General features: G+C 54.7%; 7 protein-coding genes. All 7 read left to right on the top strand.

What is annotated here, in order from left to right; all coding sequences use genetic code 11:
• Nucleotides 1-281 precede the first annotated feature (281 nt).
• The 7 genes from J2Z70_RS18700 to J2Z70_RS18670 all read left to right on the top strand — a co-directional run bounded on the left by J2Z70_RS18700 (nucleotide 282) and on the right by J2Z70_RS18670 (nucleotide 10027).
• Complete coding sequence (locus J2Z70_RS18700; RefSeq protein ID WP_245368346.1) at nucleotides 282-2102, top strand: sensor histidine kinase; 1821 nt, start codon at nucleotides 282-284, stop codon at nucleotides 2100-2102.
• A 2-nt stretch (nucleotides 2103-2104) separates the two neighbouring features.
• On the top strand, nucleotides 2105-3691 hold the full coding sequence (locus tag J2Z70_RS18695; protein ID WP_209875770.1) for a response regulator: 1587 nt from the start codon (nucleotides 2105-2107) through the stop codon (nucleotides 3689-3691).
• 601 nt (nucleotides 3692-4292) lie between these two features.
• Entirely contained in the window at nucleotides 4293-5603 is a 1311-nt protein-coding gene (locus tag J2Z70_RS18690; RefSeq protein WP_209875768.1) for an ABC transporter substrate-binding protein, read from the top strand.
• Nucleotides 5604-5666: 63 nt separating this feature from the next.
• Nucleotides 5667-6578, top strand: a complete 912-nt coding sequence (locus tag J2Z70_RS18685) for a carbohydrate ABC transporter permease (RefSeq protein WP_209875766.1) — start codon at nucleotides 5667-5669, stop codon at nucleotides 6576-6578.
• 11 nt (nucleotides 6579-6589) lie between these two features.
• Complete coding sequence (locus tag J2Z70_RS18680; protein ID WP_036729981.1) at nucleotides 6590-7420, top strand: carbohydrate ABC transporter permease; 831 nt, start codon at nucleotides 6590-6592, stop codon at nucleotides 7418-7420.
• 101 nt (nucleotides 7421-7521) lie between these two features.
• The gene (locus J2Z70_RS18675) at nucleotides 7522-8829 is read left to right on the top strand and encodes an ABC transporter substrate-binding protein (RefSeq protein ID WP_209875764.1); all 1308 of its coding nucleotides are present in this window, start codon (nucleotides 7522-7524) and stop codon (nucleotides 8827-8829) included.
• 79 nt (nucleotides 8830-8908) lie between these two features.
• Nucleotides 8909-10027, top strand: coding sequence for a GNAT family N-acetyltransferase (locus J2Z70_RS18670; protein WP_209875762.1), 1119 nt, complete (start codon nucleotides 8909-8911; stop codon nucleotides 10025-10027).
• The last annotated feature ends 334 nt before the right edge of the window (nucleotides 10028-10361 follow it).

Below are 10361 nucleotides of genomic sequence, written 5' to 3'. Positions count from 1 at the left end.
TTAAGTGAATGACCCTTACTATAAAATCAAGCTTTTTTACTGTTTTTGTTCCTTTCTTTACGTCTCTGGGTTACTGCCTGGAGCGGGCAGACAGGGAAGCTGAGGCGGGAGCCGTAGAATCCTGCCAGCCCTTTCCCCGTAATCCCCCTACATGTAAAAAAGGGAACGAAAAGAGTAAAAAAAAGACATGCCGGGCAGGGTGGCGGGAAAGCAGCCGGGAGTCTATCATTAAAGGTATTCTACAAAGGTATTCCACCAACTCTGCCGCCGGAGGTTATGACTTGAAAGCTCCCTTCACCTTGAAGCCCAACCGCCGTTTTGTGAGCGTGAAGAACAAGATGCTGTTCTTCTTCCTGCTGGCCATTCTGATTCCGGTTGTGATTCTGTTCGCTAACTCCTATATCTCCTCCCAGCAGATGCTTGAACGTAAATATACGGACCTGCTGGCCGATGTGACGAGACAGTCGAATATCCGCATCGAGGAATTCCTGGAGGACACGAAGCAGATTTCGCTCATCGCCAGTTATGGGATTAACAGCTACATCTCAGCGGTCTCGCAGGAGAACTACCCGGTACAGAACTATCTACACGACAGCTCCGTGACGAACGAACTGCAGGCCACGCAATTGCTGATGAATTACATCACTATGAAGGACCGCGCCATCTCTATCTATGTCTACAATCTGGTGAATGGCAGCGACCTCTATGTGGCCCCGAACAAACCTGTCGATTATACCTACAACCCCCGCAAGGAGGACTGGTTCACCGAATTCCTGCGTTCTGACGATATTACGCGCGATTTGCCGACCCGGCTGGACCTGCAGACCAAGGCGGACAGCAATTGGACGATCTATAATCTGCGCAAAATCTTCGATATGGAGAACGGCAAGCTGATCGGCGTAATGGCGGTAAGTGTAGACATAGATTTCATCAACCGGCTGAACAAGCGGATGGAGGCAGGCAACCGTTCGGCCTTCACCGTTACCGATGACAGCGGCATAATTATATTCAACAACAATTATAACCTGATCGGCAAGCCGTTCAGGACACTTTTCCCGGTCCGTGAGGAAGAACTTGCCGCAGGTTCAGGCAGGCAGATTGTCCGTGTATCCGGCAAGGACTATATTCTGATCCAGTCGCCATTTGAGGAACATAACTGGAAGACTTATATGTATATGCCCGTGGAAGAGCTCGCGGTGGAAGGCGATATCCTGAAGCGGAATCTGTGGACGATTGCTGTCGTGCTTATCCTGTTCGCCCTGGCCAGCTCGGTGTACATGTCGAATCTGATCACCCGGCCGATCAAGCAGCTGATCCGCAATATGACGCTGGTGGAGCAAGGGAAATTCGATAATCTCCCGGCGGTCCGCTCGAATGATGAGATCGGTGTCATGGCCAGCCGGTTCGAGCAGATGTCCGCTGAACTCAAGCAGCTGGTGGAGCGGATCTACGTGGAGCAGGAGCAGAAGGTCGAGGCTGAAATTCGCGCGTTGCAGGCCCAGATCAGTCCGCATTTCCTGTACAATACGCTGAATTCAGTCAAATGGATCGCCACCATGCAGCAGTCGGAGAAAATTGTTGAGATGACCGGAGCGCTGATCTCCATGCTCCGTTATACTGCCAAGACGGACAACCGGCTGGTGCCGATCCGTGAGGAGCTGGAGCACATCGGCCATTATATAATCATTCAGAAGGTGCGGTATTTCAACCGGATCGAGTTCCATTCGGAAGTAGAGGAGACGCTTGCGGAGCAGGAGATTCCGAAGCTGAGCATCCAGCCGCTGGTCGAGAATGCGATCTTCCACGGAATTGCCGACCAGGAGGACGGGCTGCTGTCTATCGAGGTCCGGCGGGCCGGTAATGCTGAACTCACCATTACGGTCAGAGACAACGGTGCGGGCATGAGCGCTGAGGCGGCAGCGAAGCTGCGCAGCAGGCTGTGCGGTGCAGAGGACAGCGGCGGCATCGGCGTTATCAATGTGCATCAGCGGGTACGCCGGTTATACGGCGAGCCGTACGGGGTATCGTTCGAGAGCAGTCCGGGGCAAGGTGCAGTATTCGTAATCACAATTCCCATTCGGGACAAGAAGGGGGCCTATTGAGTATGCTGGGTGTGCTTATCGTGGATGACGAGCTGTTAATGCGTATCGGCCTGAAATCGATTATTCAATGGGAAGATGAGGGATTTACGATTCTGGGGGAGGCCGCAAACGGGCGCGAAGCGCTGGAACTGGCCGGGACGCACCGGCCGGATCTGATTATTACGGATATCAAAATGCCGGTGATGGACGGTCTGGAGCTGATCCGGGAGGCCCGGCGGCTGGACATCGGCGGGCAATTCGTCATCCTTAGCTGTCTGGAGGAATTCCAGTACGCCCAGGAGGCGCTCAGGCTCGGGGCGGCGGACTATCTGATCAAGAGCGATATGAAGCCGCACGAGCTGGTGCATGTGCTGGAGACGGTTAAGAAGCGGGCGGTCCGCCTCTCCGCAGGCAGCTCCTCCGGAATGCCACCCGGCTCCTACAAGGAGAGCATCGGGTATTTGAAGGAGACGCTCTTTAAGGAGCTGATCAGCGGCTTCAAGGCCGCCGGGGATGTGCGGGTTAACCGCGAATCTCTGCGCATCCGCCTGGCGGATGAGCCGATGGTGCTCCTGAAGCTGCGAATTAACCATTTTGAACAGCATAGACGCAAGTATGTGGAGCAGGATGAGAAGCTGCTGCGTTATTCAGTCACCAATATTCTTGAAGAGATTCTTCCGCGCAAGCGGGCGAAGGAGATCATTGTGATGAACTCTGCGGAATATGTGCTGCTGCTGGACCTCGGGCCGGAGGGGCGGATTGTCCGCGCGGAGATTGAACGCGCGGCCGCCAAGATTCAGGCGGCTATGAAGGATTTCCTGAAGCTGACGCTGTCCATCGGCGTCAGCGGTCCGGCTCCCGGCTTTGGCGGCCTGAAGCAGGCCTATCAGGAGGCGGACATGGCGCTTGACGAGCTGTTCTTCGCCAGCGGGAGCGGCCTGTCCTTCTATGATAAGGCCAGGAGCCGTCAGAGAAGGGGGGAGCGGCTGTTCATCGACAAGCCTTGCATGCGGAAGTTTAGGCAGGATACCGAGAGCGGAAGCGAAGGAGCGCTTGCCTTCCTGAACAGCCTGAAGGATACTATGCTGCTGGAGGGCTGCACGAAGCAGGCGGCGCGTTCGACCTACATACGGATGCTTGGCGCGATTCTGTCCTGCTTCCCGGCGCTTCCCGAGCCGAATGAAGCCGGGCTTACGGTGTACGAGAGCATTCTCCATGAAGAGAGTCTGGAGGGGCTGCACCAGACCGTCGCCGGTTATCTGGAGCAGTGCAGGGCGCAGATGTCGGAAGGCGAATCCTCCCGGAGCTATGCAGAGCAAGCGAGTGAACTCATCATGCAGCTGTATGCGGAGGATATCTCCCTGCAATCCGTAGCGGACCGGATCAACGTGAACGCCTCCTATCTCAGCAGGGTATTCAAGCAGGAGACCGGCGAGAACTTCGTCAGCTTCCTGACCCGGCTGCGCATGGAGAAGGCCAAGAGCCTGCTCAGGGACAGGAACATCAAGGTCTATGAGGTTGCTGAGCGTGTGGGTTATCCGAACACCGCGTATTTCAGCAAGCTGTTCAAGAAGCTGAGCGGGATGAGTCCCGAGGAATACCGGGGCTAGAAAAGTATTAGATTTAATTCAGTAAATAGGGTAAATCCCGCAGGTTCCGAAAAACGGAACTGCACTGGCCGGATGAGTTTGCTCCTAACGGACCTGAGAGACCCTATTCCCAGCAAAACGCCACCTTTTGCGGATTAACGGACAGAGGATCCCTTATCGTCTCTCTACGAGAGGTTTAGGAGTAGAGATTTCAAGAATAAGCTCCATGAGGTCCGTTACTTGCCCAAGTGGTAATGTTAAACTAGAATAAGCGCGCCTAAGTCCGTTACGCCGAGCTATTACGCCTTTAATGGACAACTCCCGTCTTCATCTGGGAATGGCACCTGAAGGGGCGCTCCACTCCTCTAGTCATTCAGGCAGGATAGTGGCCTATCCACCAGTATAAATCTGACGCTGTACTAGAACGGCAATTGTCAAAAAAAGAACAGAGTCTGTAAAAGAAGTGCATCCGCTGCGGGTGCACTTTTTGCATCTTCCGGGGATTGGTCAAAAAAGGGAATGTTTCCGTAAAAAACGGCCATTCCGGGAGCGGCGGGGTTCACCTACTATTGGAGGTGCAGCAGATGCAGCACATCCTAAATGGAAGTTGGGGGTAATTCTAGTGAAGAAAAAAAGCTTAGCAACCGTATTGTCCATCCTGCTTGCAGCGGCCACCTTGACCGCTTGCGGCAGTGGCAACGGCAACAGCAATACATCGGCTTCACCACCGGCAGAGGCAACGGATGCCGCAGCGGCCACCCAGGCGGCAAGCGGAGAGAAGGTCCAGCTGACCTACGCGATCTGGGATTCCAATCAGGAGAAGGGGCTGCGGACCATTGCCGATGAATTCGAGAGCAAGAACCCGGACATCAAGGTCGATATCGAGGTGACCGGCTGGTCCGATTATTGGACGATGCTGGAAGCGGGAGCCACCGGCGGCTCGCTGCCGGATGTCTTCTGGATGCATTCCAATGAGATCTACCGCTATGCGAATAACGGCATGCTGCTTGACCTGACAGACCGCATCAGTAAGAGCGAGGACGTCAAGCTGGAGAATTACCCGGAAGGACTGAACCAGATCTATAATCTGGGGGGCAAGCAATATGCGGTTCCGAAGGATTTCGACACCATCGGGCTGTGGTACAACAAGACGCTGTTTGACCAGGCGGGTGTGAAATACCCGGATGAGAACTGGACCTGGGATGATCTTCACAGCGCCGCGAAAGCGCTCACGAAGGATGGGGTATACGGCTTCCTCGCGCCGATGCATAACCAGGAGGGGTATTACAACTTCGTCTATCAGAATGGCGGCACCATTATTACAGCGGACAAGAAGTCAGGCTATGACGATCCGAAGACGATCGAAGCCTTGGATTTCTATATAAGCTTCGTACGTGACGGACTGTCCCCTGAGGTGTACGGAGATGCCGAGCGTGCCGATCTGCTGAAGAACGGCAAGGCGGCGATGGGCCTGTTCGGTTCATGGAACCTGAGCGGGTTCACAGAGAACGAATTCATGGCGAAGAATTTCGATGTGGCCGTCCTGCCCAAGAAGGCTGCGCAGGCCTCCATCTACAATGGTCTGGGCAATGCGATTGACGCCAAGACGAAGCATCCGGAGGAAGCGTGGAAGTTCGTGGAATACTTAGGCTCCAAGACCGGCCAGGAGCGCCAGGCGGAGCTGGGCGTTGCCATCTCGGCGTACAAAGGTGCAGCTGACAAGTGGGTGGATTCGAACAAGACCTTCAACATCAAGGCATTCGTTGACATGGTCAGCTATGGTGTAATCCGTCCGTATTCCAATACAACGGCTGTCTGGGAAGATAAGGCTTATGAAGCGCTGAAGCCGGCGTTCTCCGGCAAGGTGTCCGTAGAGGAAGCAGCCCGTAATGCAGCGAAGGTGATGAATGAGAGTCTGGCGGAAGAGAAATAAGCAAGAGTCATATGCCTGCGGCAGCCTCAGGGCTGCCGCAAGTTTGATAGGAGAGGGAAGCAGATGAATCATACCGTCAAGAGGAAAATTGGAGCCAAAACCTGGAATGAATGGTCCTGGGGCTGGTTCCTGATTGCGCCAACGATGATCGGCCTTATCGTCCTCAACTTCATTCCAATAGTGCAGACCGCTTACCTTAGCTTCTTCAAGAGCGGAGATTTCGGCAAAGGAAATATCTACATCGGATGGGAGAATTACCGCAAGCTGATTCATGATCCCCAGGTATGGCATGCTGTTGGCAATACACTGCTCTACACCTTGCTGGTCGTTCCTGTCAGCATTGCCATCGCCATGCTGGTGGCCGTCCTGCTGAACGGTAAGCTCGCGGGCCGCTCGCTGTACCGCACGATCTATTTCATTCCGATGGTCGCCGCTCCTGCGGCAGTGACCATGGTATGGCGCTGGATGTATAACCAGCACTACGGCCTCATTAATTACGGGCTGTCCAAGCTGGGCCTTCCGGCCGTCAACTGGACGACGGACCCGAGGGTAGCGATCTTATCCATCGCGGTGATCGGAATCTGGAGTGTCATCGGCTATAATATGGTGCTGCTGCTCGCCGGTCTGCAGGAGATCCCGAAGGACTACTACGAGGCTTCGGATATCGACGGAGCCAGCCGGGTACGCCAATTTTTCGTGATTACCCTGCCGCTTGTAACGCCAACCCTGTTCTTTGTTGTGGTGACCACGATTATCCAGGCCATGCAAGTGTTCGATGTCATCTATATGATGATCGATGTGAGTAACCCGGCCTATGACCATACAGTATCGCTTGTGTATCTCTTCTATAATAACTCGTTCAAGTACTCGAACAAGGGTTATGGCTCAGCGATTGTAATGGTGTTGCTCGCGCTGATCATGATCATCACCTTCTTCCAGATGCGAGCGCAAAAAAAATGGGTCAACTACATGTAGGAGGCGGCACTATGGCCAAACATAAACAACTTAACCGTATCTTAGCCCACCTTGTGCTGCTCCTGGGAGCAGCCGCGATGATTCTTCCGTTCGTCTGGATGGTGCTGACCTCGTTCAAGTCGGTTACGGAGTCCACCTCGATGAATCCGTTTATCTTTTTCCCCAAGACCTGGCGGGCGGAGAATTATCTGGAGGTATGGCGGCAGAATAACTTCCTGATCCTGTACTGGAATACGTTTGCGATGATGGCTCTAAGGGTGCTGTGCGCGGTGATGTTCAGCGCGATGGCGGCGTATGCTTTTGCCAGACTAAGATTTCCGGGGCGTGACTTCTGCTTCAGTCTGGTGCTGTTCCAGATGATGGTGCCGACCCAGATCTTCATCATCCCGCAATATCTGATGGTCGATGCGCTGGGGATGCGCAATACGATCTTTGCGTTGCTGTTTCCAGGGCTGGTCAGTGCCTTCGGCACCTTCTTATTGAGACAATTCTTCATGGGCCTGCCTAAGGAGCTGGAGGAGGCGGCGAAGATCGACGGCTGCAATATCGGCCAGACCTTCGCCAGAATCATGCTCCCGCTGGTCCGCTCCGGTCTGGTGGCCCTCGGGATATTCACGGCCCTCTTCTCCTTCAAGGACCTGATGTGGCCGATGATCGTCAACACCAGCTCGGACGCGGCAACCCTCTCCTCGGCCCTGGCTAAGATTCAAAGCGCCTTCGCCGTGGACTACCCGGAGCTGATGGCGGCTTCCGTGCTGGCCATTTGGCCGATGCTGCTCATCTACATCCTGTTCCAGCGACAATTTATTGAAGGGATTGCAACTTCAGGGGGGAAGCTCTGATTGTCCGTTGACTGCAATCTATGGAATCGGTCAGAATATAACGATAGGGCAAGAACGTTACAGAAGCGAACGGAGAAATAGATTAAGGAAGGGGAAGCGTCATGAAGAAGTGGAGACCCGGTATCGGGGGCAGCATTGTTCTGCTGCTGTTCATGATTGGCGGCTGTGATACCCGGAGCAGTACAGACGCTTCCCTGCTGTCTGGCGGAGGCGGAGCGGCAGACACCCGCGAACCCGTCATCCTCCGGTACTCCAGCTATCTGCTGGATACGGCGCAAGCAGGCAAAGTGTATTTTGATGCGATTGCCGAATTCGAGAAGCTGTATGCCCATATCCAGATCGATGCAGATTTCATCCAGAACAATAATTATACGGCGGGGATTAAGATCAGGCTGCTTGGCGGTGAGCCGATGGATGTATTCGATACGTGGTCGCCCAGCCTGTTCGAGGAATTCCGCGCTCTGCGGAGCGATATGTACCTGGACCTGACCGGAGCCGATTTTCTCAAGGAATTCTACCCGAACTCCCTGCTGCCGGTTACGGTGGGCGGCCGGGTATACGGAGCGCCGGAGGTCATGCATAGTGACGGGCTGCTCTACAACAAAACCTTGTTCGACTCTCTCGGGCTGGAGGTTCCGCGCACCTGGGACGAGTTCCTTGCGCTCTGCGTGAAGCTGAAGCAGGAAGGGCTTATTCCGGTGGCAATGGATGCGGAGTGGTCCACAGCCCAGTTCTTCTGGGGGTCTATCATGTCGGATAACGGGGCGGATGCCGCCTGGACGAAGAAGCTGGAGAGCGGGGAGATCCGGACCCATGATCCGGTGTTCGTGGATGCCATCCAGAAGCACCGGGAGATTATCGACCGGGGGTTCGTGCCGCCGAACTGGAAGAGCCTGAAGCATGAGCAGGCCAAGGATCTGGTCGGCACAGGCCAGGCGGCCATGATTATTACCGGAACCTGGGACATCCCCAGCATCAAGGAGCGGAATCCGGCTCAGGATATCCGCTTCATGATGGTGCCGGGCAGTGTGCGGACGGTGCCGAATATCAATGTCGGCACGTACCGGGTGATCAGCTCGCGGACGGAGCATCCCGAGGAGGCCAAGCAGTTCGTGGCGTTCATGAACGGCAGGGCTACGCAGGAGAAGCTGGCCGCAGGCGCTTTGGCAGTGCCTTCGGTCATCTCGGCCCCGACGGACCGGAGCGATTCGGTCTCGTCCATTGCCGCTGCGGTAACGCGCGAGGACGCCACGCTCTATTGGCCGCATACGGTATCGACCGAGTCGCTCCAGGTGAAGATTCTGGAGGGCGTCAACCAGTATCTTGCCGGACAGCCCTTGGAGACCGCACTGGCCAATATCCAGCAGGCGATTGATGAGGCTGCGGCCAAGCGGCGGAAATCTGAGTGACCTGAGCAGGAGATGGGAGATGCCTCTAGAATATAGTCAGGCAGGCAGTTGAATATATGGACTGAAAGGGTAGGACACAATGGTTAAATACAGAACGGCAGCTCCGCACGAACGCGAGGAATACATAGATTTGGCCAACCTTGCCTTCCGCTTTGATTTTGAGGTCCTGATGCCCAAGGCTTATGACACAAGTGTAGATTCTTCCGCCATGCATAAGGTTGCTGTGGACGAGCAGGGCAGGCTGCGTGCGCTGGTGGCTGTTTTTCCAGAGTCACTGACGGTATGTGATCATACGCTGCGCACCGGCTATCTGGGTACGGTATCTGTTCATCCGCGTGCGCGAGGCGAAGGGCATATGAAAGCGCTTATGAACCTGTGGCTTGAAGAGCTGCGGGGTACCTGTGATATGGTTGTATTATATGGACAGCGGCAGAGATATGAGTATTTCGGCTTCACGCTTGGCGGTGTCAAGTTCAAATATACCGTGGCAGAGGCCAATGTGCGCCATGGCTTAAGAGGGGTGAATGACACCGGAATAACCTTCCGTCCGCTGTTTGAGGTTGAAGGAGGAGCAGAATTTGCGCATAACCTGAACACCTCGCGGCTTGCTTATGTTGAACGCAGCTTAGAGCAACTGCCGCTGATTTTCGGTACACTCTGTCAAAAGGCACTTGGCGTTCTGGATCAGGGCAAGCTGATCGGGTATGTGGTTGTCAACGAAGCGGGCGATGATATAGCTGAATTCGCGCTGGAGAAAGCGGATGATATCCAGCGTACGATTAAGGCTTACATGGCCTACAGCAGAGCCGGGCGAATAACGTTGCATGCGCCGGAATATGACCTGCCGCTGAACACAGCGCTTGGCAGCATTGCCGAAGACTTCGTAATCGAGAATTCGGATATGTATCATATTCTGGATTTCGCCAACATCCTGAAGGCTTACCTTACGCTGAAGTTCAAGACAACAGGCATTATCCCGGGAGAATTCTCCGCAGTAATGGACGGACAGCCGGTGACGGCGCGGGTGGACGAAGAGGGCGTGAGCGTCGAGCGGTCTGCCATGCCGGATGCAGTTGTCCTCAGCAAGCAGCAGGCTCAGACGCTTCTGCTTACCCAGCATGGCCGATATATGGCAGTGGATGCACCCGCAGGCTGGTTCCCGCTGCCCCTGTTCTGGTACAAGATTGATAAATACTGAGCCATCCGTTGCGCGATAATCCCTACCCGACGCGGGCAACGGACAAGCCGGAGACGGGCGCTTATGCGCCTGCCTTCGGCTTGTTGTTGTATACAAAACTAGTGCAGCATCAGATTTAAACTGGTGGATGGGGCGCTTGATGCCTGAAGGACTACAGGAGTGGAGCCACCCCTTTCAGATGCTATTCCCAGACGAAGACGGGAGTTGTCCCTTAGTGGCGTTTGCCCAGCATAACGGACTGAGGCGCGCTTATTCTGGATGAAAGTCACCACTTGGGCAAAGGAACGGACCCCATGGACCTTATTTTTGGAATTTCTACTCTAAACATCTTGTA

Source organism: Paenibacillus silagei (assembly GCF_017874735.1).
In the GTDB taxonomy this organism is placed as follows: domain Bacteria; phylum Bacillota; class Bacilli; order Paenibacillales; family Paenibacillaceae; genus Paenibacillus_AQ; species Paenibacillus_AQ silagei.
This window is presented reverse-complemented; position numbering and strand designations above follow the sequence as displayed.